At 70.3% G+C, this 25208-nt stretch carries 21 protein-coding genes and 1 pseudogene; 7 read left to right on the forward strand and 15 right to left on the reverse strand.

Going from position 1 to position 25208, the window contains the following annotated elements; genetic code table 11:
• Nucleotides 1-4 precede the first annotated feature (4 nt).
• From ACZ6YG_RS32390 to ACZ6YG_RS32420, 7 genes are all read right to left on the reverse strand, one after another.
• Nucleotides 5-712 carry an FtsK/SpoIIIE domain-containing protein gene (locus ACZ6YG_RS32390; protein WP_466020089.1) on the reverse strand — a complete coding sequence of 236 codons (708 nt, stop codon included), beginning with the start codon at nt 710-712 and terminating at the stop codon, nt 5-7.
• Nucleotides 709-1482 (reverse strand): hypothetical protein, encoded by a 774-nt coding sequence (locus ACZ6YG_RS32395; protein ID WP_466020090.1) that lies wholly within the window; start codon nt 1480-1482, stop codon nt 709-711. Before ACZ6YG_RS32395 ends, ACZ6YG_RS32390 begins: the two co-directional genes overlap by 4 nt.
• On the reverse strand, nt 1479-1946 hold the full coding sequence (locus tag ACZ6YG_RS32400) for a hypothetical protein (protein ID WP_466020091.1): 468 nt from the start codon (nt 1944-1946) through the stop codon (nt 1479-1481). The genes ACZ6YG_RS32395 and ACZ6YG_RS32400 overlap by 4 nt, the downstream gene beginning before the upstream one ends.
• A 677-nt stretch (nt 1947-2623) precedes the next feature.
• A complete protein-coding gene (locus ACZ6YG_RS32405; protein WP_466020092.1) occupies nt 2624-2932 on the reverse strand; it encodes an STAS domain-containing protein in 309 nt (102 codons plus the stop codon).
• 626 nt (nt 2933-3558) lie between these two features.
• Nucleotides 3559-3855 carry a hypothetical protein gene (locus tag ACZ6YG_RS32410; protein ID WP_466020093.1) on the reverse strand — a complete coding sequence of 99 codons (297 nt, stop codon included), beginning with the start codon at nt 3853-3855 and terminating at the stop codon, nt 3559-3561.
• A gap of 626 nt (nt 3856-4481) precedes the next feature.
• The gene (locus tag ACZ6YG_RS32415) at nt 4482-4820 is read right to left on the reverse strand and encodes a hypothetical protein (protein WP_466020094.1); all 339 of its coding nucleotides are present in this window, start codon (nt 4818-4820) and stop codon (nt 4482-4484) included.
• The gene (locus tag ACZ6YG_RS32420; RefSeq protein ID WP_466020095.1) at nt 4817-5605 is read right to left on the reverse strand and encodes an SAM-dependent methyltransferase; all 789 of its coding nucleotides are present in this window, start codon (nt 5603-5605) and stop codon (nt 4817-4819) included. Before ACZ6YG_RS32420 ends, ACZ6YG_RS32415 begins: the two co-directional genes overlap by 4 nt.
• A 288-nt stretch (nt 5606-5893) precedes the next feature.
• Between ACZ6YG_RS32420 and ACZ6YG_RS32425 the strand changes: the two are divergent.
• Nucleotides 5894-6070, forward strand: a pseudogene (locus ACZ6YG_RS32425) (helix-turn-helix domain-containing protein); the annotation flags it as partial.
• A gap of 348 nt (nt 6071-6418) precedes the next feature.
• On the forward strand, nt 6419-7138 hold the full coding sequence (locus ACZ6YG_RS32430; protein WP_466020213.1) for a hypothetical protein: 720 nt from the start codon (nt 6419-6421) through the stop codon (nt 7136-7138).
• Nucleotides 7139-7700: 562 nt separating this feature from the next.
• On the opposite strand, the gene ACZ6YG_RS32435 is transcribed toward ACZ6YG_RS32430, so the two are convergent.
• From ACZ6YG_RS32435 to ACZ6YG_RS32445, 3 genes are read right to left on the reverse strand one after another with little or no spacing between them, the layout of a single operon-like run.
• On the reverse strand, nt 7701-8504 hold the full coding sequence (locus ACZ6YG_RS32435; protein WP_466020096.1) for an ABC transporter ATP-binding protein: 804 nt from the start codon (nt 8502-8504) through the stop codon (nt 7701-7703).
• Between the two features lie 4 nt (nt 8505-8508).
• Nucleotides 8509-9669 carry a substrate-binding domain-containing protein gene (locus ACZ6YG_RS32440; protein ID WP_271279291.1) on the reverse strand — a complete coding sequence of 387 codons (1161 nt, stop codon included), beginning with the start codon at nt 9667-9669 and terminating at the stop codon, nt 8509-8511.
• A 23-nt stretch (nt 9670-9692) separates the two neighbouring features.
• The gene (locus ACZ6YG_RS32445) at nt 9693-11921 is read right to left on the reverse strand and encodes an AMP-binding protein (protein ID WP_466020097.1); all 2229 of its coding nucleotides are present in this window, start codon (nt 11919-11921) and stop codon (nt 9693-9695) included.
• Nucleotides 11922-12069: 148 nt separating this feature from the next.
• On the opposite strand from ACZ6YG_RS32445, the gene ACZ6YG_RS32450 reads away from it, so the two are divergent.
• Nucleotides 12070-12735 (forward strand): TetR/AcrR family transcriptional regulator, encoded by a 666-nt coding sequence (locus ACZ6YG_RS32450; RefSeq protein WP_364228968.1) that lies wholly within the window; start codon nt 12070-12072, stop codon nt 12733-12735.
• 18 nt (nt 12736-12753) lie between these two features.
• On the opposite strand, the gene ACZ6YG_RS32455 is transcribed toward ACZ6YG_RS32450, so the two are convergent.
• From ACZ6YG_RS32455 to ACZ6YG_RS32470, 4 genes are all read right to left on the reverse strand, one after another.
• The gene (locus ACZ6YG_RS32455; protein WP_466020098.1) at nt 12754-12978 is read right to left on the reverse strand and encodes a hypothetical protein; all 225 of its coding nucleotides are present in this window, start codon (nt 12976-12978) and stop codon (nt 12754-12756) included.
• A gap of 124 nt (nt 12979-13102) precedes the next feature.
• Nucleotides 13103-13564 (reverse strand): DUF2690 domain-containing protein, encoded by a 462-nt coding sequence (locus ACZ6YG_RS32460; protein WP_148035715.1) that lies wholly within the window; start codon nt 13562-13564, stop codon nt 13103-13105.
• Complete coding sequence (locus ACZ6YG_RS32465) at nt 13561-14016, reverse strand: hypothetical protein (protein ID WP_466020099.1); 456 nt, start codon at nt 14014-14016, stop codon at nt 13561-13563. Before ACZ6YG_RS32465 ends, ACZ6YG_RS32460 begins: the two co-directional genes overlap by 4 nt.
• Before the next feature lie 15 nt (nt 14017-14031).
• Entirely contained in the window at nt 14032-17826 is a 3795-nt protein-coding gene (locus ACZ6YG_RS32470; RefSeq protein WP_466020100.1) for a golvesin C-terminal-like domain-containing protein, read from the reverse strand.
• Between the two features lie 223 nt (nt 17827-18049).
• Here ACZ6YG_RS32470 and ACZ6YG_RS32475 point away from each other — a divergent pair, with 223 nt between their 5' ends.
• A complete protein-coding gene (locus tag ACZ6YG_RS32475) occupies nt 18050-20935 on the forward strand; it encodes an AfsR/SARP family transcriptional regulator (protein WP_466020101.1) in 2886 nt (961 codons plus the stop codon).
• A gap of 2 nt (nt 20936-20937) precedes the next feature.
• Here the strand turns inward: ACZ6YG_RS32475 and ACZ6YG_RS32480 are convergent, their stop codons facing one another.
• Entirely contained in the window at nt 20938-21693 is a 756-nt protein-coding gene (locus tag ACZ6YG_RS32480) for a TetR/AcrR family transcriptional regulator (RefSeq protein WP_466020102.1), read from the reverse strand.
• Between the two features lie 108 nt (nt 21694-21801).
• Here ACZ6YG_RS32480 and ACZ6YG_RS32485 point away from each other — a divergent pair, with 108 nt between their 5' ends.
• The 3 genes from ACZ6YG_RS32485 to ACZ6YG_RS32495 all read left to right on the forward strand — a co-directional run bounded on the left by ACZ6YG_RS32485 (nt 21802) and on the right by ACZ6YG_RS32495 (nt 25203).
• Complete coding sequence (locus tag ACZ6YG_RS32485) at nt 21802-23001, forward strand: DUF418 domain-containing protein (protein WP_466020103.1); 1200 nt, start codon at nt 21802-21804, stop codon at nt 22999-23001.
• A 68-nt stretch (nt 23002-23069) separates the two neighbouring features.
• Nucleotides 23070-23438: a nuclear transport factor 2 family protein gene (locus tag ACZ6YG_RS32490; RefSeq protein ID WP_466020104.1), complete on the forward strand. Its 369-nt coding sequence runs from the start codon at nt 23070-23072 to the stop codon at nt 23436-23438.
• Nucleotides 23439-23667: 229 nt separating this feature from the next.
• A complete protein-coding gene (locus tag ACZ6YG_RS32495) occupies nt 23668-25203 on the forward strand; it encodes a PQQ-dependent sugar dehydrogenase (protein WP_466020105.1) in 1536 nt (511 codons plus the stop codon).
• Nucleotides 25204-25208: the final 5 nt, after the last annotated feature.

A 25208-nucleotide genomic window follows, 5' to 3' on the forward strand; every position in this document is an offset into this window, starting at 1 on the left:
CCCCCTAGTAGCCCGGACGCCGCAGCTCAGCCGCATACGCCGCCAGCCGCGCCAGGTCCGCGTCACTCAGGTAAAACCCCTTGATCTTGGTCGGGCCGGCAGGCCCGGCCAGCAGGTAGCCGACCCCCGCCGCGCCCAGGCCGATCGTGGAGGCGTCCACGCCCCGCGCCGCCCAGCCCGCGCCCAGCACCGTGTCCGAGGCGTCCCGCGTCGAGCAGCGCAGCGCCCACCGGGTATCGAACAGATCCCGGATGTAGGTCGGGATGACGTCACTGCCCGGCTTCTGCGTGGCGGCGATCAGCCGCACCGCCGCCGCGCGCCCCCGCGCGCCGAGATCGTGCAGCCCTTCCAGGAACGCGGCCCGCTTCTTCTTGTCCGGGTGCAGCGTGAACGCGGCCAGCTCATCGACCACGACCAGCAGCGGACCATGCCTCATACCCGGCGTGATCTTCCGCAGCCCGGACGCCGACAGCAGCGCGTACCGCTCATCCATCCGCTTGCACGCCCATTCCAGGCCCGCCGTGGCGCTGTCGATCTCGCACCGGATGCCGCCGTGCGCGACCTTCTCCCAGACGGCCAGTTCCACGCCCGCCTTGCCGTCGATCATCACCGCGTCCGTGCCCGGGTCGAGCAGCAGCCCGGCCAGGACGCTGTGCAGCGCCACCGACTTGCCCGCTTCCGGAGCGCCGCCGATCAGCAGATGCACGCTCATCGCCGCCGCCCCCCGTCCAGCTCCTCCAGCCCGTCCGGCTTGTCCAGTTCGGGCGGCCCGTCACCCGAGCCGCTCAGCAGAGCGACCGTGACCAGTTCCCCGTTCTCGGCCACGCCGACCGGGATGGGCTCCCAGGCGCAGGACATCCAGCCCGCGTCCGGCGCACCGGCCCAGGGCCAGGCCAGCGCCCCCAGTGCGGCGAACGGGTCACGCCGGATCACCTCCACCAGCGCGTACCGGGCGTTGACCTCATCGGCCGTCACCACCACGCCGGAGGCGGCCAGCGACGAGGCCAGCCACGGCGCGCGATCGTCCACCTCACACGCCGCGCTGCCCTTGGGCAGGCGTACCCGCAGCCGTTCCCCGGCCGCCGTCCGCTCTGCCCGCATCACGCGGGGGATGCGGTCGTTGTAGGTGGCCAGCCCGGCGAAGCGGGCCGCCCGGTCCCAGCGGCGGATCACCCGCGAGTGCCACAGCATGTGCAGCAGCCAGCCGCGCACCGCCGGGACCCCGCCGAACATCGCGACCAGCCAGACCGCCAGGCCCGCCAGCACCGGCCAGCCGCCCAGCGACCAGCCGCCGCCCAGCAGTAGCCCCGTGGCCGTGATCAGGCCCAGCTCCCGCCGGAGGAGCCACATCGGCCGCAGCACGTACATGGTCAGCCGCGACGCCGCAGTGCTTTGCGCCCGGATTGGCGCGGCGGGCATCTCCACCATCGGCGGCAGCCCGGACGGCCGACCCGGAACCTGCGGACCCCCGATCCCGCTCATGACGTGCTCTCGCCACCGGTGGCCATCGGGCTACCGCCGTGCCGTGCCGAAGCGGACGAGGCCGAGGCGTGCGGGCTCCGTCCCCGCGTGACACCGGCCGCACCCTCACCCGGCATCGACGCGGGCACCGAGGGCGGCACCGAGTGAGCCGCGTTCGCGGCGGCCGAGGCGTGCACGCCGGTCACGGCGGCAGCGCTCCACCATCGGACCTCGCCCTCTTTGGCCGTGTTGAAGCACAGCCCCTCCACCCGCACCGGCAGGCCCGGCACCAGGTGACTCTGCTCGCCCGGCAGATTAAACTTGATCTTTGCCGAGTCGGCCCCGTCCATGGCCAGCAGCGTCACGACCATGATCGGCTGACCGTCGTCGGTGACCTTCGCTTTCTTGGTCGTGAAGTCCTTGGCCGCATTCGGTGGCGCGGTTACCGTGAAGGCCAACCGCCCTGTGTCGATCGGAAAGCGCATCCGTCTGCCTCCCTTCAGGGGTGTGTCCCGCTGACACACCCACACTGGCAAGCAGTACTCGAACATATGTTCGAATCGTTCAACGTGATGCCCGTCCGGCATGCAGGCGTGCGCTTTCGCGCCTCGCGTGTTAGGGGCTTGTTCGCGGGCCGAGTCCGGTCACGTCGCATGGTCGCGCATGCGGGAGCGGCATCGCTGTGTCCGCTATTGGCCACCCGGTTGCATTCGGCAGCATGACGGTCATGTAGTGTGATGTTCGGGCGGTGGAGGCTGTGGTGCCCTTCCCGTGCCGGTGTTGTCCGGCTCTATCCCCGGTGCGGCGAGCCGGGCAGCACCTCCCAAACGGCGGACCCGCCCGTATGCCCGGAATCGCCCAAGCCCGCTGATCATCTACGTAGCCGAGCCGTCACTGATAGGACGGAGAGGCGGGAGCGGCCAGGGGAACGCTATTCCCGCGCCGGTGCTGTCTGGCCCGCGCTTCGCTCACGGGGTCAGGCAGCACCCATGGGCCTGTCAATCCCGACCACATCGGCCGTTCACGTTGTGTGTTCACTCTGTCACTGATATGACGAGAGGGTGGGACAGGACCGGAGGGGGCCTACCCCGCACGCGCTGTCTGGCTCCGCCCGCAGGGGCCAGACAGCGCACAGCAGGCACGCGAGCCAGCGCAGGTGCGGCTACGTGAGAACGAAGGCGCGGTCCAGCCCCGTGATGACCAGCACATGACGGACCCTGGCATTCGCATGAGCCAGCTCCATGCCGCCGCCCGCCCTGGTGACCTTGCCCTGCAACGTCAGCAGCGCCTCTAGCCCATGCGAGTCACAGAACCTCAGCCCGGCCACGTCCAGGAGCACGTGAAGCGACTTCTCCGTGAGCGCGGCATCAACGACCCGGAGCAGCTCAGGTGCCGTGGCCACGTCCAGCTCACCCCTCAGAGCCACGACGACGCGTTGCCGATCCCGAGTAACCTTGACGGAGAGAGACATGATCATCACCAGACGGATAGACGGTCCATGCTCTTGCCTCCCACGCTACGCGCCCACCCGTTACAGCTCGCCACCCGCCACCGCCCACACAGCCCGCGCCCCCTCCGCCCTTGATCCCCCGCGACAGCTTGACCCGGCAGCATGGACGCGCTGTGTGATGAGTTTCCCTACATAGATCAAGCCCGCCCGGCAAGCCGGACGGGAACCCCCCGCGGACACGATCTTGATTGCGGTGTGTACGACACGGACACCCCGCAGCCGGTACCGGTCCCAGGCGGCCCCGGCAACGGGACGCGCCGGCCGGATCGTCATCGGGACTGCGCGCGGCGCCCAAGGGCGCCGTGCTCGCCCTCGCCGCCCGGCAGGCCCGCCCCTAGCCGGAACCGCCGAACCAGCCCGGAACCCGCCGACGCCCCGACCGCCCTACCGATTGCGCCGCATGCTCCCGTCTCAACGCGACGTGGCCCCCCGCAAGACCGTCTGCCCGGATGCGCGGTCTCGCGAGGGGCCACCTTCTCCGGCGTACCGAACCGCCCGTTTCCCGCAACGAGCCACGCCAGAGGGGGGAAGGACCAGCCGCCCAGGGGCAACAGCGGCCAGCCGCAAAGTCTCTTCAACGCTACCGATCAGCGCGCAACGTCGCAGGCTCCGTCTGGCGCGCCGGACGCCGCAGCGGCCAGCCTATATTTGACCCGCCGTACCAGCCCACGCTCATAGTCACCTTGGAACGCCTTGCGCTGCGTCGGCGCGATCTTCACCACGACGCCCTCTTTGGCCAGCCTGTTCAACCGGTACCGAAAGTAATCCAGCGTACGAGCGTGATCGAAGAACGTGCTCACCTCATCCACCGTCGCCCCGTCCGGGAACTCCGTCAGACACTCCAAGATCTCCTCGCGCCTGCTCTTGTCCTCACCGCCGCTCAAGCCCGGCACCTCCTTCCCCATCCCCACGGCCTACAGACCTGCCCCGCCCTTCCCAGGCGGGGACTCCCGTTCCCCGGCGGCCAACCTCCAGCAGGCAACCACCGGCCCACGAGCAAAGGGGGTCAGCCATGACAGCCCAGAGCGACCCAGGACCAGACCCGGCCGCTCCCGACTACCGCCCACGGGCCGCTCGGCGACCACCGGGGAACGGGACACGGGTCACCCACGCGACCCGCATAACGGCACGGCGGCAACCCTTCCGACACCCTCACCGGAGCGTGCTCCAGACCCCGGCTCAGATGACCATCACCGCCGTACCGAGCTTTTGCTTCAGCGCACCTGGCCGGACCCCTGCGCCTGATCTACCCTGTCCAGCTCCGCGAGCAACACCGCGAGCTTCTCCAACGTCGCCGCCCGCCCGATATGCCGCGAGCCGTGCACCTCAGGCCGCAGGCACGGATTGCACCGGCGAACCACATACCACTCGCACACGCCCCGGAACACTCGCCATCGCCCGCCGAACTGTGTCTCAAGCTCCTGCGTCTGCCGCTGCTCCTCCGAGCTGACACCGGCCCCCGACGCCGCCGTGTTCCCCGCGTCGTTCCTCCTGTCGCCTCCGGCGTCCCTCACCGCCCAGCCCTCCCAGCCCGCGCGGTGACCGGCCCGGACATCGCTTCGCGCCGCTCCTGGAACAGCCCCGCGATCCGCCGCGCCGCCGTCTCCATACACGAGGCAGGGCAGCACGTGTAGCGCCACTTCCCCGGCTCCGTGGGAGCGTCCAGCGACCACCGGAACCGCCACTCCTGCCCGCTCCACTCACACCACACGTTCAGGCCCACCAGCGCGAGGCCGACCAGCGCGATCCCGTCGCATTCCGACACCCGCGACTCCAGCCCACGCCGGGCCAGATGATCAGCCAGCTCCCGCGCCAGCCGCCCCGCCGGACTCGCCCCCGCCGCGTTCACCGCTCCTTCCTTCCGACCCCGCCTGCCACATCGACCCGGGAGGCGTCATCGCGCGCCAGGCCGTCATCCATCTCCGGACGCCACAACGGCACCCGCACCAGGCCCGGCGCGACCAGTTCGGTACCCGCATCGGTGAACCACGCCCCGATCCGCTCCTCACCGCGCAACACCACCCGGGCAGACGCCCGCTGATAGGCCGCAGTCGCCGCGACAGTCCGCTCTGTCTCCAGCACATGCGAGATCACCAGATGACTGCCCGGCACCAGGAACCGCATCAGGTCCCCGACGATCTCACCCGGCCCGTCCTCATCCGGCACGAAATGCAGGATCGCCACCAGCAGCACCGCCACCGGCCGATCGAAATCCAGCAGGTCAGACGCCCTGCCCAAGATCCAGCCCGGGTCACGCAGATCCGCATCCAGCATCACCGTCTGATCATCGGTGGCCAGCAAAGCCCGCCCATGCGACAAGACCACCCGATCGTTGTCCACATACACCGTCCGCGCATCCGCATGCACCGACTGCGCCACCTCATGAACGTTGCCCATCGACGGCAGCCCCGTGCCGATGTCGAGGAACTGCCGCACCCCCCGCTCAGCCAGATACCGCACCGCCCGCCCGAGGAACGCACGGTTCGCCCGCGCGATCAGCCGCACGTCCGGGTTCAGCTCCAGCGCCTTGGCCGCCGCCACCCGATCCGCCTCGCCGTAGTCCTTACCGCCGAGGAAGAAGTCGTACATCCGCGCCACATTCGGCCGCACCCAGTCCGTCGGCGCGAGCGGCATCGGCCCCGACTCATAACCCCTCGCGCCCACCGGCCGACGATTCCCCAGAAGATCCGCGTCCACCTCAGGCTGTGTCGCCGGTGCGGGGTTGGCTCTATCCTGTGCCATAGGTCAGGACCTCTATTCCTGATCAAGGGAGCCGTACGGCGCGTAACCGCCTGCGGCTCCCGCTAGTTACATGGACCTTTCTGCTCTCCGGTTGCCCGTTGCGGTCAAGGATGTGAGATACATGTCTCAACACCGAGGGGTTGCCCGCGCCAGGCAACCAGGCAACGCAGAGAGGCAACCGTGCGATTCGGAGAACGACTTCGCCAGTACCGCCTACGCCAGGGGCTTTCACTTAGCGCTCTCCACGACGCCACGTTCTTTTCCAAGGGCTACCTGAGCCGTGTTGAGCGCGGGGAACGTAATCCTGAGCGAGTTCTCGCAGAGCTTGCTGACGAGGCGCTGGGAGCCAATGGACGCCTCACCCAAGCGTGGGATAGCGAGTACGCCACTGGGCGGCCTATCCTGGCTTCCTCAGGAGGTGAGGCAACGAAACGTCGCACGTTCATCACCAGTACAGCGCTTGCTGCTGGGATCGGGTTCGATGACCTTGTTGGGGAACCCGATCCTACGACGGCTGCTGTCGCGCGACTGAGGGATACCCTCATCCCCACGAACCTGTTGCCGCAGGTTGAGCCGCCCCCGGCTTCCATGGGGCGCGCTCTCACTCGCGCACAGCGCGACTTCGCAGCGGCCCGTTATCTCTCCTTGACGGAGCAGCTATCGACTCTCATCCCCGTTGCCTCCGCAGCATCCGACCCAGCCGCCATGGTTACCGCCGCGCACGTGTACCACTTGGCGACCCGCACGTTGATCAAGCTCGGTGCATCTTCCTACGCTTGGGTCTCCGCTAACAGGGGCGTTGATATTGCACAGGCCAGTTCCGATCCACAAGCTATCGGCGAGTCTCGTCGTGATCTGGTGAGTCTCTTTCACCGAGCGATGGAGTACCGCAAAGCCCGCGACGTAGCCACTGCCGCCGCTGAATCTATCCGCCCGCATCTCACCAGCGCTGCCCCTCGCGCCTGGAGTGCGTACGGTTCCCTGATGTCCACGGGAGCTATCGCCGCTGCACGCATGGACGACAGACACTCAGCGCTTGAGATGCTTAGCGAGGCGGATCGGGCGGTCGGATATGCTCCTAACATATCTCTTGGATATGGCCACGTACCGATCTACAAAATGGGCGTATCGATCATCCTTGGCGATGCAGGGACAGCCATTGAGCACGCCAAAGGGGTCTTGCCAAACCAGATCCCCACGCTCGAACGTCGCGCCAGTTACTACACGGGCATCGCAGAGGCATACACGCTCTGGGGCAAAACGGATCGTGCAGTGCGAGCACTCTTACTCGCGGAGAAGATTGCGCCTTCAGAGGTACACCGCACCGGTACGCGACGAGTCATCGCGGAATTGCTACACCGTGACCGCCATAGCAAGCTTTCCGGTTTGCGGCCCCTTGCTCGCCGTGTTGGTGTCAGCCTCTAGAGCCCTCCGAGCCGTCCGCGTTTGATGGACAACTGCCAGGACTAACAATCTTTTGGGAACCCCCTCGGGTTGGCCACCGTTAGCAAGCCTTCGGCCTGCTGCACTCGCCGTAGATGGTCGTCGGGCCGATCACCGCTCGCTACGGCGGGGGCTACCGAATCGTTTCGGAGCCAACTTCATGGGGACCCCTCCAAGATCGCAAAAGGGGGCGGGGAGGGAAGTATGGGGGCAGGGGCGCTGCCCCTCCCCGGATTAGCGAGCCAGTGTAATGCCCCCTTTTGAGATCTTGCCCCATGAAGCCAGCACCACCGCAACGATTCGTCCACCCCCTTACGCCCATCCGCCAGCCCGCTAAAATCCCAGATCACAGCACGGTATGGCCCCCACGCATCGTTATTGAACCGTAAGCGCCCTAGACCGTTAGCAGGCTTGCCGACGCCGTTGCGGCCGAGCAACGCCGTGACGCCACCCGAGCGGACCTCGAACGACACGCCCTGGAGCACGTGCGACTCGCCGAGATGGACGTCGAGGCCGGAGACGGAGAGGATCGTGTCCGGCGTGCTCAAAGCGCCTCCCCGAGATAGGCCGACTGCACGACCTGGTCGGCCATCACGTTGCCGGGCGTGTCACAGGCGAGCAGGGTGCCGTGGTGCATCACGGCCATCCGGTCCGCCAGGGCGATCGCGACGTCCATCCGGTGCTCGACGAGCACGATGGTGGTGCCGTGGGTGTCACGCACCTGCCTGATCACCTCGGTCAGTTCCGGCACGTCCTCGGCGCTCATGCCGGCCGTGGGCTCGTCGAGGATCAGTACGGCGGGATTGCCGACGATGGCGAGGGCCACCTCCAGCTTGCGTTTGCCGCCGTGGGACAGGGCCGCGGCCGGGTCGTCGGCGTGATCGGCGATGCCGACCGTCCGCAGAGCCGCGCGGGCCTGGTCGAGGGCGGGGTCGGTCCGGCGGACGCGCCGCCACAGGGCGAGGCTCCCGCCGAGGTGTGCCTGCGCGGCCAGCCGTACGTTCTCCAGTACGGTCAGCGACGGGAACAGGCTGGTGATCTGGAAGCTTCTGGCCAGGCCGAGCCGCGCCCGGCGGAAGACGGGTTCGTCCGTGATGTCCCGGCCCTGCAGGTGGATGCGCCCGCTGGTCGGCCGGCGCAGGCCGGTGAGCATGTTGAAGAGGGTCGTCTTGCCGGCGCCGTTCGGCCCCAGCACGGCCATGATCTCGCCGCGCCGCACCGACAGGGAGACGTCGCTGAGGATCTGGACCCCGCCGATCGCGACGCCGAGCTCCCGGGTCTCGAGAATGGGCTGCCCGTCGGGGAGCGCGGTCCCGGGCCGCGCTCCCCTCGCCTCATCTGTGGTCACCGGGCTAGCGCTTGATCGGGGTGGTGGGCGGGGCCGCCTGGTCCGGCTGGAGCGTTCCGGTGAGCTGCGGCACGTCTCCGGACAGGGTGGCCTGGAACATCGGCTGGAGCAGCGCGTGGTCCTCGGCGCGGACGGTCATCTCACCCTTGGGCCCGAGGAACGTCCAGCCTTCGAGACCGCTGATCATCTTGTCGACGTCGTCACCCTGCTCGATGGCGCGTACCAGCATCTGGGCGGCGGTGAACCCGTCGGTGTGGAAGATGTCCGGCTTCTTGCCGAGCGTGGTCGCCATGGCCTTGGCGGGCTCGTTGTCGGTGGCCTCGGCGAAGTAGTGGGCCAAGAAATTGATCTTGTCTCCGGCGGGGCCGAAGGAGCTGAACGTGGCACGGTCCGCCAGGCCCGTCACCACCTTGGTGTGCTGGAAGACGTCCTGCTGGGCGAGGGTCTGCCACATGTTCGCCGCGGTGTCACCGGCCCAGGCGACGAAGAGCAGGTCGGGCTCGGCGTCCACGATCTGCCGGGCGAACGGGGTGAAGTCGGCGGTCTTCAGCGGCACCAGCACCGGGGTGACGGTCGCGCCGCCCGCCTCGCCGAGCACGGCCTGAACGGCGGCCACGTTGGCCTGGCCGAAGGCGTAGTCCTGGGCGAAGACGACGACCTTCTTGCCCTGCACGCCGTCCACCACCGCCTCGGCCACCCGCACGTCCTGCCAGGTCTGGCGGCCGGAGCGGAAGGTGTAGGCGTTGATGCCGGTGACGGTGTCGGCGGCGGCCGCGCCGCTGATGTAGAGGACCTTGTTCTGCGCGGCCAGCGGGGCGAGCTGCATGGCCACGCCGGAGGAGACCGTACCCGCGAGGATCTTGTAGCCCTTGCCGATCAGGTCGGTGGCGACGGCGGTGGCCTTGGCCGGATCGCTGGCGTCGTCGTGGTAGGTCACCTCGACGGCCGTGTCACCGACCTTGCCGGTGCCCTTGGTGGCATAGTCCAACCCGGCCTTGAACCCCTCGGTGAACTGCTGGCCGTAGCCGGCGACCAGCCCGCTGGTGGAGGTCACGAGCCCGACCTTCACCGCCCCTTCCGCCGGGCCGGCGCCCGAGGTGGCGCCTCCGCAGGCCGTGAGGCCGAGGACGAGTAACGCGGCTACCGCGATGCCGGATCGCTTCATGGAGATCTCCTCTTCAAGGGGGGTTAGAGGGCGAACTGGCGGGCCATGACGAGCGCCTCGCCCTGGCACACCACGCGCGTTCCGATCGTCGCGACGGTGCGCAGATCGACCAGCGCCTTCTCCGGACGGACGGCGCTGATGGTCACTTCGGCTCGCAGGGCGTCGCCCGGCCTGGCATGGCCGTCGAAGCGCAGCTCCTGCTTGAGATACATGGTTCCGTTGCCCGGCAGGTCGGTGCCGAGCAGCGCGGAGAACAGCCCCGCGACCAACGGCTCGGGCACGGTGTCCTCGGTGGTGTCCCCGGTCAGACTCCGGTATCCGGCGAGATCCTCCTCGGTGAAGGTCCGCTCCAGGTGGGCGCGGCGCCCGACCGCCTGGTCCCACCAGCTGCCCGAGTTCCGGACCGTTCCCGCCGGCGAGGGCGGGACCTCCGGCGCGGAAGACCGCTTCCCGATGGTCGTGACGGCCTCGCACACGGTCGTGCCGTCGGCCCGGGTCACGGTGAGGTCCAGCTCGTCGGCCGACGCGCGCGCGGTGACCGTGACCCGTTCCCCGGCCCGCGTCGGCGCGGGGAACGTCAGGCGCTGCGTGAGCAGTTCGGCCCCGGGATGGTGGCGGCGCACGGCGGTGCGGATCAGGGCGAACAGGAGCATGCCGTGGGCGACGGTGCCGCCGAACCGGGTCGTCGCGGCGTAGCCGGGGTCCACGTGGAGGGGGTTGTCGTCCCCGGTCAGCGCGGCGAACCGGTCGAAGTCCCGCTGGCCGACGGTGAACGTCTCGCTCCAGGTGACGACCCGCAGCCGGTCCTTGAGTATCTTGCCGGCGGCGTTGCGCGGCAGGGCCTCGACCACCTCGACGTACGCGGGCACCTTGTAGCCGGCCAGCCGTTCGCGGCAGAACGCGCGCACCTCGTCGGGCTCGATCTCCGCTCCCTGCCTGAGGACGAGGTGGGCCTTGCCGGTCTCGCCCCAGCGCGCGTCCGGCACGCCCACCACGGCGGCCTCCGCCACCGCGGGATGGTCGAACAGGACGCGCTCGACCTCGGCCGGGTAGACGTTCTCGCCGCCCGAGATGTACATGTCCTTGACCCGGTCGACGATCGTGTAATAACCGTCCGCGTCCCGCCGGGCGACATCGCCCGAGCGCAGCCAGCCGTCCTCGGTGAAGGCGGCGGCGGTGACCTCGGGCTGGTTCCAGTAGCCGGGGGTGATGCCCGGGCCGCGGATCAGCAGCTCGCCCTCGTCCGCGGCGTGGCCGTCCTGGTCGATCAGCTTCACCTCGGCGAACAGCTGCGGTTTGCCCACCGAGCCCGCCTTTGACAAGGCGTGGGCCTCGTCGATGAGGAACAGGGTGGGGCCGGTCTCGGTCATGCCCATGCCCTGCCGTACCACGATGCCCAGGCCGGCGAGCTCGCGCAGCAGCGGCACCGGCAGGGCCGCGCCCCCGCAGGCCCAGGACCGCACGCCGGACAGGTCGGTGGCGGAGAAGTCCGGGTGGTCGCGCAGGAGCTGGTACATGGTGGGCACGCCGAAGAAGGCGGTGCCGCGCTCGGCCAGCAGCCGCAGCGCGAGCGCCGGGTCGAACTCGTGCTGCACGATCGCGGCGCCGCCGGCCAGCAGCGTGGGCAGCGTGTAGAGGTTGATGCCGCCGGTGTGGAAGGTCGGCAGCACGTTCAGCGTGGTGTCGGCCGAGGTCAGGCCGATGGCGGTGCCGATGTTGAGATGGTTGGCCACGGCCATGCCGAAGGTCTGGATGACGCCCTTGGGACGGCCGGTGGTGCCGGAGGTGTAGAGCAGGTACCACGGATCGTGCTCGTCGTTCCAGGACCGCCCGGACAGCGGCTCCACGTCGGCGAGGGCCCGCTCGTACGAGGCGCCGAGCCGTACGGCCTTGGCGTCGAGCCGCTCGGCTGCCTCCGCACGGGCGTCGTCGCAGAGCACCACGGCGGCACCGCAGTCGTCCAGGATGCCGGCCAGCTCGGGCACCGACAGCCGCCAGTTCAGCGGGACCAGCAGCGCGCCGATCCGCCCGCAGGCGATCAGCAGCTCGATCACCTCGACCCGGTTGCCGCTCAGCACGGCCACCCGGTCGCCGGGCCGCACGCCGAGCCCGTCACGCAGGTGCCGAGCCGCGCGGCCGGCGCGGTCGGAGGCCGTGGCGTAGCCGAACTCACGCCCGCTGAGCGTGTCGACCAGCGCGGTCGCGCCGGGGCTCAGCTCGGCGCGGGCGCCGAGCACATCGGGCACTTTCACATCCGCTCCCTCGTGAATCGCATCGCTCAGCTCGCGGAGAGAACCTCCGGCCCTCTCAACATGAGACGTGATTCACGTACAAGCTAGGGTTGTCCCCCGTACGGGTCAATAGCTACATGAGAGATGATTCAGCTAATATGTTGAGACCATGACGGACACCGAGACCGACGTGACCGCTTCCCCCGAGATCCTCACGAGCGCGCGTGGCACGCCACTGTCCAAGCGCGGGGAGCGCACACGCAGAAAGCTGCTCGACGCGGCGGAGCAGGTCTTCGCCGCGCTCGGCTACTACGACGCCTCCATCGTGAAGATCACCGAGGCGGCCGGGGTGTCACAGGGCACCTTCTACATCTACTTCGAGGGCAAGCAGCAGATCTTCGACGAGCTGGTCGCCGATCTCAACCGCCGGGTCAGGCACGCGATGTCCGAAGCGGCCGCGCAGGGCCACAGCCGTGCCGAGCGTGAGCGGCTGGGCTTCGGCGGATACTTCCGGTTCACCGCCGAGCACCCCGCCCTCTACCGGATCATCCGGCAGGCCGAGTTCGTCTCCCCCGACGCGATGCACCAGCACTACGCGAAGATCGCCGAAGGCTACATGGAGGGGCTCCGTCACGCGATGGACACCGGCGAGGTCGTCCGCGCCGATCCCGAGGTCCTGGCCTGGGCGCTGATGGGCGTGGGCGAGCTGATCGGCATGCGCTGGATCCTGTGGGACGGCCCGGAGCCCAAGCGGGTCCCGGAGGACGTCTTCGCGGAGATGTACGCCTTCATCACCCGCGGCCTCGGCACCCCCTCCGAACCGATCCCGCGATGAGCGACCCCGCGTGGCGCGCTAGGCGCGTGGCTTGTCCAGGCCGGTCAAGCGGGTCAGGGTCGCGAGGCCGTCGTCGGTGCCCGGCCAGTGCCGGCGGACCGCCTCCAGGCCGGCGCGGCGGACCACCGAGCGCAGCACCATGGTGACGACGACGATCGCCAGTGTGGCGATCAGCGCCAGCCAGGCGACCAGGAGCGCGGCCACGATCCCGATCAGCAGGTCCCAGCCCCACGATCCGGTCATGTCCGCTCGCCTTCCCCCGAATCCGGCTCGGCGACGCCCTCGGCCGATCCTGGCCACGGGACCGGCGGCGGGCCGCCCCCGGCCCGGGGGCGGCCCGCTTCCGATCAGTTACTCATGGCCGGCTTCACGATCTCCAACTGGTGCAGCCGAACCCGCTCGCGCAGACTCGGTGCCGGTCGTCGCCGGTGTTGCGGTTCATCTCGGTGCGGGTGGTGCCCTTCTTGGACAGGTCCGCCACGACCCATTCCTCGCCGTTCTTGTACCAGCCGTACGGCGTCTTCACCTGCCTCGTCTCGGTCAACGTCACCTTGCCCGCGGAGCCGGTGGTGCTGACCTTGAAGGCTCCCCATCGGGCCGCGCACGCCGCCGAGTGGACGAGCTGGAACTCCAGATAGGAGTCGATCCGTACGCGTTCCAGGATGGTCTGGTCCGCGGTGCAGCCCATCGTGGAGGGGTTCTTGCCCACGCAGGACGCCCCGGAACAGCCTGCGGCGGCCTGGGCGGAGGTGGCGGCGACGCCGCCGAGCGCGGTGACGGCGAGGGCCGTCGCGAGTGCGGCGCGGCCGAGTGTGAGCAGCTTCATCATGACTTCCAAGAGGTGCAGACGTAGTAGCAGGCCTGGTGGCGGTCGCCACTGGTGTTCTGGTTCATCGGGGTCCACTTCGTGCCGGCGCCGTTGCTGTGGCTGACGGTCTGGACCCGCTGGTTGTACCACCCGTACGTGGTCTTGATCTGCCGGACGGCCTTCACCACCGAGGAGCCGCAGCACGAGCTCTCGTCGACCCCGACGGCCCAGTAGGCGGAGCACTTGGCGGACCTCATCAGGCGGACGCTCTTGCTCCAGTCGCCGGTCGAGGCGATGGCCATGCGCTCGGCGTCGTCGTCGCAGCCGTAGGTGGCCGGGTTCTTGCCGACGCAGGTGGCTCCCTTGCAGGACAGCGCCGTGGTGGCGCCCGATGGTCCGCCGGTGACGGCGAGGGTCGCGCACGCCAACGCCATCGCGGCGAGCGTGCGTGCGATCGTGGTGCCGGTGGGCATGGTGTCTCCTTATTGTCAGCGGTTGATGTCGCGCAGGGCCTGGTCGAACACGTTGCGGTACAGGACCGAACTGCCTTCCTTCGTGGGGTGGAAGGACTGCTGGGAGATCACGAACTCGTCCGGGCTCTCGCCCTGCGTACGGTCCGCGATCACGCGGTGGATGGCCTCCGGCTCCCCGCACACCCCGCGGCCCGCGAACTCCTCACGGGGGTCGGCGAAGGACACGACCGCGCCGGTACTGGCGGAGGCGGCGGCCGCGGCCCCGCGCAGGGTGTCGTTCAGGACGCCGGCCATCTCGCCGAACCAGAGGGCGGTGGGCAGGCCGATGCGGGGGAAGCAGTCGCCGTCGAAGAGCCGCGGGTAGCCCATCAGGACGATGGCCGCGTTCGGGGCCTTACGGTGGATCGCCAGCAGGGTGTCGCGGACGGCGGGGCCGACGACGTCGTTGATCTGCCGGGGAACGGATTCGCCGAGCGGGACGCCGCCGTCCTCCTCCAGGGCGGTCTCCTTACAGGGATCCAGACTGAGCCGGGAGATGCAGTGGGTGAGGATCGCGCTGAAGCGGGCGTCGTTGCCGCCGACGGACAGGGTGACGAGCGTGGTGTTCTCGTCCAGATAGCCCTTGTCGAGCTGGGCCGGCTCGCGGAACTGCCCCTCGTCGGTCAGGTTACCGGTGACCGCGCCTGAGCAGGCGTGGAACTGGTGCTCCAGGCTCGGGTCCCAGGTGTCGTGCCGCTCGCCGATGCTCAGGGCCGGACGGTCGGTGAGACTGCCCGCTCGCGACCAGGCGTACTTGGAGCGGTGGCAGGCGTTGCCGTACTTCCAGAGGTAGTCGGGGTCCTTGTAGACGCCCTCGACGCCGCCGCCGTCGCTGTCGGTCTCGGTGTAGTAGTCGTGCTGCGCCGCCGTCGAGGCTCCTTCGCCGGAGGCGTAGGAGTCGCCCAGCGAGACGATCTGGTGCCTGGGCTTGGAGCTCAGGGGCTGGAAGGCGATGGCGTCCCAGGCGATCCGCTGTTCGCCGTCGCCGTCATCGGTGAGGTTGGACAGGGAGACGGAGGGCACGCCGCCGAAGTCGAAGACGCCGAGGGAGACCCAGCGGTGCTGCCGGACGCGTTGCAGGACCGCGCGTTCCCGCCGGCCGTCCCCGGTGTCGACCGTGTAGACGGCCTGCTGGGTGGCGGCGTTGTGGTCGGGGATGTGCACCATCACCCGCGCCCACTGGCGGAGTGTGCGGCCGAGGGTCCAGGTGCCGGTGACGCGGTAGGAGCCTTCGGCGGGCGGGCGGGTGTTGGCGAACCAGAAGTGGCCGCCGAGCCCGCCTCCGGCCTGATGGAAGTCGATCTTCGAGCGCTCCTGCCCTTCGCCGTCCTCGGCGAAGTTCAGCGCGAACGAGCCCGCGTTGGTGAAGCGGCGGCCGCAGCCGGGCCGCACCGAGGCGACCGTGTCGGGCACGTCGTCGATGATCAGCGAATTGGCCGGGACGGCGTTGCTCCCGTTGAAGCCGGTGGTGAAGGGGTCGCAGTTGGGCCGGAAGTGCTCCACCGGCATCTTCTTCTGCTCGACCTCGCCTGGATGGAGGGCGAACACCGGTTCGGGATAGTCGGTCGGGAAGCGCATGTTCTCGTTGCCGCACTCGACGTCGCAGTGCTCCTTCCAGGTGGCCGGCTTGTGCCACCAGCAGCGGAAGTCCGTCCTCAGGCAGGGCTGGGCGGCGGGGGCGCAGGAGTTGCTGCTGTCGCAGAACAGGGTCCGAGGCGGTTTCACGCGCTCGCGCACGGGCTGGGTGACCCACCACGCCTGGTTGTATCCCGAGTGCGTCGAGTCATCGCGGAAGTCGTACTTGACGATGGGGTGGGCGGCCCAGCCCATGACCTTCTCCGGGTACGGCCATCGCTGCGGGTTGGCGGCGTCGGACTGACTCTTCTCCAGGAACGGCTCGCGGTTGGGCGGGTAGTCGGCGTTCATCGGGTTGTTGGACCAGCCGAGGCCCCAGTTCCCGTACTGGTCGGTGCAGGTCGGGCTGGGCCGGCAGCCGGTCTCGTTGCCGAAGCGCGCGTCGGGCTGGAAGCCGCTGTTGTAGACCCACACGGCGGCGAACCAGTTCTCCAGCTTCGCCGGGTCAGCATTGTTGATCTTGATGTGGTCGTAGACCTGGTTCCACTTGTCCTGGAGGATGCGCAGCCCCGCGGCGATGTTCGTGGCGTAGTCGAGGGCGATGGCCCGCTGGGTGGTCTCGGCCTGGTCGCCCTTGCGCATGCCGGTGGTGACCTGCGCGACGCCGTACCCGCAGTCGGCCTCCCGCCAGCGGATGCTCCAGCCGTCGTCGGAGGCGCGCCTGCCGTAGTAGTCGCCGATCAGCGGGTTGCCGGTGACTCCTTCCAGAGCGTGCCAGGACGCCTGCCACAGGTTGGACTCCTGGGCCAGGATGCCGAGCATGATCTGCGCGGGCACCCGGCCGCCGCCCTTGAGCTGAAGGGGCGGGAGCAGGCCCTGTGGTGACCAGGACGGCAGCCCCGACTGGTTCCAGTTGGAGGGCCGCGGCGTCGTGAGCGCGCCCTGCACGGCGAGGTTGACCGCCCATTCGACCTGCTTCCAGTGCGGTTGCAGCGCTTGCCGGCGGGCGTCGTTGCGCGGGATCGCACAGGGCTCGACGGGGTCGTCGGTCTGGAGAGCGGGCCCCTCTGCCGCTCGCGCGCCGGTCCCGGTCCGCGGGCCCCCGGGGACGAGCGCGAAGTCGAGGCCGGCTCCGGTCCGGGCCACGCGCGCCTTGAGCGTCACCCGTGAGGGGGAACCCGGCGTTCCCAGGCGGGTGCCGGTCTGGGAGAGGAACAGCGCGCCGCCGGTTGAGACCTCGTCGTGCGCGCCCGCCGCGACCTGCACGACCTGGCCGGGCAACTCGCCGACCTCGGTGGGACGGCCGGTCAGGTAGGCCCTGCCGTCGGCCCCTGCTGCCAGGCCCAGCCGGGTGAGCGGGCCCTTGGCCAGTTGCTTCGGCCGCTCCCCGCCCGCGGGCAGGTGCTCGACGGTCGCCAGGTCGTCGCCGTGGGCGGCGAGGAAGGTCAGGCTGCCGTCACGGTGCGGACGCAGGTGGCTCGGCGTGCCCTCCAGACGGGCGTACGGGCGTACCTTCCCCGAACCGGAGACCTCGACCAGGCCGTCGCCCGCCACCGCCACGATCGCGTCCCCCATCGGGACCGCCGAGGTGGCCTGGCCGGGCACCTCGACCGGGGCGGCGGTCTTGCCGGTCGCCGCGTCCACCAGGTGCAGCCGGGTGGCGGTGCTCTCCTTCCCGCCTGCCTGGGCGAACACGGCGCTCTCGCCGGCGCCGCATCCCGGGCTGTGGTACGCGAGGCTCGCGTGCAGTCCCAGTTTGGTGATCCGTCCGGACTCCAGGTCCACCAGCGCGGTGAACGCGCCACGCTGGAAGAGCGCCTCGGAGTTGGTGAACTGACGTGGCCCGTAGGCCACCACCGCCCGCTTGGCCGAGCCGGTGAGGCAGACGTTGCCGATCCACCTGTCCGTGTCGAAGCCGCCCTCGGACAGCGTCGCCGCGGTCCGCCACCGGTAGCCCTCGGAGGCTCTGGCGACCAGGAGGTGGAAGCCGGTGGAGTCGCCCGTGGCGGTCCAGGCCAGGTCGTCGGAGCCGGACCAGCCCGAGCCGAGCAGCTCGTCCCGCCGGTCAGGGGGGACGGACCCGAGCGGCTTCCCGACGGCGGCCGAGGCCGGCGCCGTGAGGGGTGCGGCCGGCACGGTCAGCACCGAGGCCAGCACGGCGCCCGCGAGCGCGGTGAGCAAGAGCGGAGTACGCACCGCTACCACCGGGCGTACGTCTGGAGGCGGACACGAGTCGGGTCCATCGGGCTCCGTTCGCTGAAGGTGAGGGCGGCCGGCGCGCGCCCTGGCCTGGGCGACGCTCGATCCGTCCGGAGATGTGGAGGTTCGAAACCGATCTCTGCGAACCGGCCCCATCGTGACCGCGTAGTCGTGAGGATGCCGTGAGAGATCCGTGAGTCGGGCCGGGAAGGCGGTGGCGGTGCTGAGGTTCAGAGTGCTGGGGGCGGTGGAGGCGCGATGCCGGGAAGACGTCGTGCCGATGCCACCGAAGGTGCGGCGTCTTCTGGCCGCGGTGCTGTCGCGGCCGAACACCGTGGTCGGGGCGACGGACCTGATCGAGGCCGTGTGGGAGTCGGCTCCGCCGGCCTCCGCCCGCGAGAGCCTGCGCATCTACGTCCACCGGCTCAACCAGGCGCTCGGCGCCTCACGGGTGACCACCGCGGCCTCCGGCTACCTGCTCACCGTCGGCGACGACGAGCTGGACTCCCTGGAGTTCGAGCGGACCGTACGGCACGGCAGGGAGCTGATCGACCGCGGCGACCTGACCACCGGGGCGGCCACGCTCGGCCGCGGCCTGCGGATGTGGCGTGGCCCGGCCTTCGCCGAGCTGCAGACGCTGGCCGTGGTGCGGGAGGAGGCGACCCGCCTGGACGAGCTGCGGCTCACCGTGACCGAGGAGCGCTTCGACGCCGAACTCACCCTGGGCCGCCACGGCGAGATCGTCGCCGAGCTGAAGCCGGTGGCGCTCGCCCACCCGCTGCGCGAGAAGCTGCGCGCCCAGCTGATGACCGCCCTGTGGGGTGACGGCCGGCAGGCCGAGGCGCTGGCCGCCTACCGCGACGCCGCCGAGTTCCTGGCACGTGAGCTCGGCCTCGATCCAGGACCCGAGCTCCGCGACCTCCAGCAGCGGATCCTCCGTCAGGAGACGTACCCGGCGCGGCCCCGCGGATCGGCCCCGGCCGTGATACCGGCGCAGCTGGCCCCGCCGAACTCCGCCTTCACCGGACGCGCGCAGGCGGCCCGCGCGCTGGACGGACTGGTCGCTCCCGGGAGCCCGGCGCCGGTGGCGATCGTCAGCGGCATCGCCGGAGTCGGCAAGACCGCGCTGGCCCTCGACTGGGCCCACCGGAACGTGTCACGTTTCCCCGACGGCCAGCTCTTCGCCGACCTGCGCGGCTACGACCGCCTGGCCGGACCGGTCGCCCCGCACGACCTGCTGGGGCGGTTCCTGCGCGCGCTGGGCGTCAACAGCGAGCAGATCCCCGCCGACCCCGACGAGCGCGCGGCGCTCTACCGCAGCGTCCTGCACCCGCTGCGGGTGCTGATCCTGCTGGACAACGCGGCTTCGGCGGCCCAGGTCCGGCCGCTGTTGCCGGGCGCGCGCGGTTGCCGCGTGGTGGTCACGGCCAGGCCTCGGTTGGAAGACCTCCTCATCGAGTACGGCGCGGCGGCCGTCCCCCTCTCGCCCCTGGACGACCGGGAAGCCGTGGACCTGCTCGCCGGCGTGCTCGGCACCCCATGGGTCGAACGGGAACGTAAGGACGCCGAGCGGCTCGCCCGGCTGTGCGACGGCCTCCCCCTGGCTCTGCGGCTGACGGCCGCCCGGCTGACCAGCAGCAGGACCGGCACGCTCGCGGAGCTGGTCGCGCAGCTGGCTGACCGGCAACGCCGGCTCGACCTCCTGAGCGGGGAGGAGCTGCAGGTCCGCAGCGGCTTCGAGCTGTCCTGCCGCGACCTTCCCGCACCGGTGACGCGGGCCTTCCGGCTGCTGAGCCTGCTCGACGCACCCGGCGGGCTGGCGGCCTGGCATCTCGCGGCGCTGCTGGACCAGCCGGACCTGTCCGAAGCGGACGCCCTGCTGGACGAGCTGGTCGACGCGCAACTGCTGCAGCCCCTGGGCGTGGACTGCGTGGGGCAGCGGCGCTTCCGCTTCCACGATCTCGTACGGCTCTACGCCGCCGAGCGCGCCGAGGCGGACGAGCCGGAAGAGGAGCGGCACGCGGCCACCCTCCGCGCCTTCGGAGCCATGCTGGCGCTCACCGCCCACGCCGACAGAGCCTTCCGCGGCGAGGACATCGACGAGGTCCAGGGCACCTGCGCACGCTGGTTGCCCGACGACCACGCGTCGCTCGTCCCCGAGCCGATGCTCTGGCTCGACGCCGAACGCCTCAACCTGTCCGCCATGGTCCGGCAGGCCGCCCGCGCGGGCTGGTCCGAGCCGTGCTGGGAGCTGACCGCCACCGGCTCGATGCTGCGGCAACGGCGCGGCTACCAGGACGACCAGCTCGCCGACTACGAGCTGGCCCTGGAACTGTGCCGCCGGGAGGGGAATCTCCGCGGCACGGCCGCCCTCCTCCTGAGCCACGGCGGCCTCCACCACCAGATGGGCAACCTGTCGCTCGCGGCCGCGTGCGCGAGCGAGGCCGTCGACCTGTACGAGCGCCTCGGCGACAAGCGCGGGCACGCGCTGGCCCTGGCCGACTCCGGCGTCGCCCACCGCGTGCTCGCCGACTGGGAACCGGCTCTGGCGGCGTTCGAGCGGGCCTTCGAGATCTTCGAGGACCTCGGAGACCTGGCGTCAGCCGCGTACGTGCTGTTCCATCTGGGGGCCCTGCACCTACGACGCGATCACTTCGGCGAGGCGCAGGCCGCGGCCGAACGCGGGCTCGCCCTGTTGCCCCCGGGGATTCCCGAGCTCGAACTCCACCTGCGCCGCACGCTCGGTGATTCCTACCTGCGCCGGGGCCGGGTCGAGGAGGCCCATGACATCCTGACCGACGTCCTGGCGAGCGCCCGCGCGCGGCGCGACCTCTTCCAGGAAGCCGAAGCGCTGCTCGTCCTGGGCGAGACCGAGGTGGCGGCCGGTCGTCCCGCCCAGGGCAGGGCCACCCTCACCCTGGCTCTGGAGCAGGGCCGCCAGCTCAACGGGAAGAACTTCGAGGGGCGGGTGCACCTGGCCCTCGGCCACATCGTCGACGGCCGGCACATAGAGCATCTGGAGACGGCGGCCGAAATCTTCGCCGCGGCCAACGCCCCCGCCTGGCACGCCAAGGCCATGGCCGCCCTCACGACGCACCGGCGCTGACGTCAGGAGCGCTCGACGCGGACGGCGACTCCGTCGAGGATCAGCTCCAGCCCGAGCGAGAAGTCCGCGTCGGCGATGGTCGCGTCGGGGGTGTCGGACGGCAGCGTCTCGAACAGCGCCGAGGCGAACAGCCGGGCCGTCTCGGGGAAGCGTCCGGGGTCGACGAGCCGGACCAGCGCGCGGCCGTAGTCGCGCTCGGCGTCGGCCTGCCCCCGGCCCTCGGCGGCCCTGCCCTCGGCGAGCTCGCTGTATTGCCGCACCCACTGGACCACGTAGCCGTTGATCAGCGTCAGGATGCCGACCTTGTGCGCCCAGTCGAGGCGGGTGCGCGACAGGATGGCGAGCCCGGCCTCCATCCAGGCGATCTGGTTGGGGCCGGAGGGCGGCCCGGAGGCGGGCACGCGCGTCAGCCACGGCCGCCGCCAGGACACCGCGCGCAGCGCGAAGGCCCAGTCGCGCAGCCCTCCGCGCCAGTCGTCGGTGTCGAGGTCCGGAGGCGTGCCCGAGGCGGCGTCGGCCATGAGCGTGAGCAGCTCGTCCTTGGACCCGACGTGGCGGTAGAGCGACATCCCCGTGAAGCCGAGGCTCTTGGCGACCTTGGGAATCGTCACGCCGCCGAGCCCGTCACGGTCGGCGATCTCCACGGCCGCGGCGACGATCAGGTCGACGTCGAGGGCCGCGGGCCGCCCGAGACGCGAGGACTCCGGCATCCGCCACAGCCTGCGCAGCGCCGCCGGTATGTAGTCCTCGCTGGTCATGGCTCCCTTGTTCACCCCCGGAGAGTCAGGCCCCATCATGCCAGAACCTTCTTTAGTATATCTGTGATACTTTCTCGCTGAAACTAAATCTCGGGGAGAGGGACGTACATGAGCGTCGACGCCGCGTCGCGGACATCGAGAGGGCCGGTCCGGCGCGCCGAACGCGCCCTCGCACCGGACCTGGCCAGGGGCGCGATGCTGCTGATCATCGCGCTGGCCAACGTCGCCGGAGTCGTCTTCGCCCGGCAGCCCGGCCTCGACCTCGACCCGGAAGGCGCCGAGGCCGGGCTCACCTTCCTGCTCTTCGAGCTCGTCCACGCCCGTGGGTATCCGGTCTTCGCGGTGATGTTCGGCTACGGAGTCGTCCAGCTCGCCCGCCGCCAGGACGCCTCCGGCGCCACCCCGCGGCGGGTCCGATCCGTGCTGGTGCGCCGCAACCTCTGGCTCGTCGTCTTCGGGTTCGCGCACGCCGCGCTGCTCTACTACGGCGACTTCCTCGGCGCGTACGGGGTCGTCGGGATCGTGATGACCCTGGTGCTGCTGCGCCGGGGCGACGGGTTCCACCGGATCGTGCTGGTGATCTGGGCGGTCGCGGCGGTCCAGGTCCTGGTCATGGGCGCCACCGTGGTGAGCGGCATCGTCGGGGGTCCGGGCGGGGCGGCCCCGCTGCCGGCGATCCCGATCGGCTCCCTCACCGCTCCTGGCTATCTGGAGTCCATGTCGGCTCGCCTCGGCGAATGGCCGTCGCACACGCTGACCGTCCTGCCCTTCATCCTCATCGCCTGGCTGGGCATGTGGGCCGCCCGCCGCCGCGTCCTCGAAGAGCCGGCCCGCCACCGGACCCTGCTCACGTGGACCGCCGTCCTCGGGCTCGGCCTCGCCGTCGCCGGAGGTCTCCCGGCCGCCCTGGTCAGCGCCGGATGGCTGCACGTCGACGAGCCGGCCGCCGCTCTGGCACTGACGCTCCACGGCGCCAGTGGCATGTTCGCCGGTCCCGGTTACGTGGCGGTCTTCGGCCTGATCGCCATGCGGGTCACCCGGCCAGGCCCCGTCGTCGGCGCCCTCTCGGCCCTGGGCCGGCGCTCCCTGTCGGGATACCTGCTCCAGTCGGTGGCCTGGCTCGTCCTCCTGGCGCCCTTCACGCTCGACCTCGGCGACCGTCTCGGCAGTCCCACGGTGACCGGTCTGGTCATCGCGGTGGCCGTCTGGCTCGCGACCGTGCTGCTCGCCCGCCTTCTCGACGAGCGCGGACGGCCGGGCCCCGCCGAGTTCGTCCTGCGCCGCCTGACCTACGGCCCTCGGACGTAGTCGATGTCGAGGACGCTCCGGCCGCTCCGACCTACCCGCGAACAGATCAATGGTTCCAAGGAGCGGACATGTCACGGAACATCGAGACCGTCACCACCTATCTGGACGGTTTCCGTAAGAACGATCACGAACAGATCCTGTCCTGCCTGACCGACGACATCGAGTGGACCGTCTTCGGCGCCTTCCACCTGACCGGCAAGGACGCCTACGACCAGGCCATCGACGGCCCGCCCGGGCTCATCGACCCTCCCCACCTGGAGGTGGTGCGCATGGTCGAGCAGGGCGACGTCGTGATGGCGGAGCTCACGGGGACGGTCCAGCGGGCCGAGGGCGGTGAGCTGCGCATGTCCATGGCGGAGGTGTTCGTCTTGCGCGACGGCAAGATCGCCGAGCGTCGGGCCTGGGTCATCGAACTGAAGGAGAACGACTATCGCTGACCCGATGTACGTTTCACCGGTCCTCACCGGAGTGCTCTCGCGTCGTCCCTGATCAGCGGCGAGCAAGGGGGGCGCGAGGGATCTGACGACGCCTGCGGGAAGGCAGAGACCTGGCCGCGACGGCGGCGGGCGGATACCGTCCGGTCGGGCGCGTCCAGGCACGGCACCGCGGGACGCGGGTGTCGCGATCCCGGACGCGCTCCGACGAAGCCCCGTCACTGGAGCCGACATGCCAGCAAAGCGCCGGGCAGCCCCCGCGTCGCTCGCCTTGTCCCTGCTACTCCTCGCCCCCCTGACCGCGATCGCCCCACCGGCCACGGCCGCGACGCCGTCGTCCGTCACGGACGGCGGCGTGCCGCTCGAATCGATCAACACGACCACGACCCAGGTCGCCTTCGGACTGCGGCGCCCCACCGCCATCGCCACGCCCGACGACGGGACGGACCGGCTGCTCATCACCGAGAAGCGCGGCACCGTACGCGTCTACCACCCGGACACCGGTCTTGAGCAGACCCCGATCATCGACATCACGGCGTCCGTGGACGAGTCCGGCAACGAGCGGGGGCTGCTCGGCATCGCCCTGCCGCCCGACTTCGCCGAGAGCCAGGACCTCTACCTGGCCTACACCGCGCTGCCCGACGGCGCCGTGACCCTGGGCCGATACAACCTGGACGAGGCGGAACTCGAACCGCTGCTGTCCCAGGAGCACGCCGAGCACAGCAACCACAACGGCGGCCAGATCACCTTCGGCACCGACGGCAACCTGTACATGAGCATCGGCGACGGCGGCGGTTCCGGCGACCCGTTCGACTCCGGGCAGCGCGTCGACACCCTGCTGGGCAAGATCCTCCGCGTCGACGTCAGCCGGAGCTGCGGCGACCTGGCGTACTGCGTCCCCGAGGACAACCCGTTCGCCGGCGTGGCGGGCGCCCGCGAGGAGATCTGGATGTACGGCGGGCGCAACCCCTGGCGCTTCTCCGTCGACCCCGCGGACGGCTCGATGTGGATCGCCGACGTCGGCCAGGGCAGGTGGGAGGAGATCAACCACGTCAAGCCCGGACGGCAGGCCGGCGCGAACCTCGGCTGGTCCTGCTACGAAGGACTGGAGGTGTTCGACGCGGACCAGTGCCGCTCCGGCGCCGCCTACACCAAGCCGGTCTTCACCTACTCCCCGTACACCGGCAGTTGCGCGGTCATCGGCGGGCAGGTGTACCACGGCGAGGAGTTCGCCGATCTGGTCGGCGGCACCTACATCGCCACCGACTACTGCTCCTCCATCGTGTGGGCGGTGCGCGAGGACGGCGCGGGCGGCTACTCCGTGGCGGAGATCGGCCAGATGCCCACGCAGGTCACGGCGTTCGGGGCCACCACGGAGGGCGAGCTGTACGTCGTCAACGACCTGCCCGGCGGCCTGCACCGCGTCTCGTTCGAGCGCGCTGAGCCGACCTGCCGGATCGGGTACACCACCCAGGTCTGGGGCGGCGGCATGACGGTCGACCTCACGATCACCAACACCGGCAGCACCCCGATCAACGGCTGGACGCTGCGGTTCTCCATGGCCCGGGGCCAGTCCGTCATCTCCGACTGGAACACCGACCTCACGCAGGGCGGCGACTTCGTGACCGCGGTCAACGCCGGGCACAACGGCTCCATCGCCCCCGGCCAGAGCGTCACCATGGGCTACCTGGCGAGCCACACGGGCGACGCGTCCCTGCCGACCCGGTTCTCGCTCAACAGGGACGCCTGCGCCGTCGTCCGCCGCTGACGCGA

The organism is Nonomuraea sp. NPDC054003 (assembly GCF_055585125.1).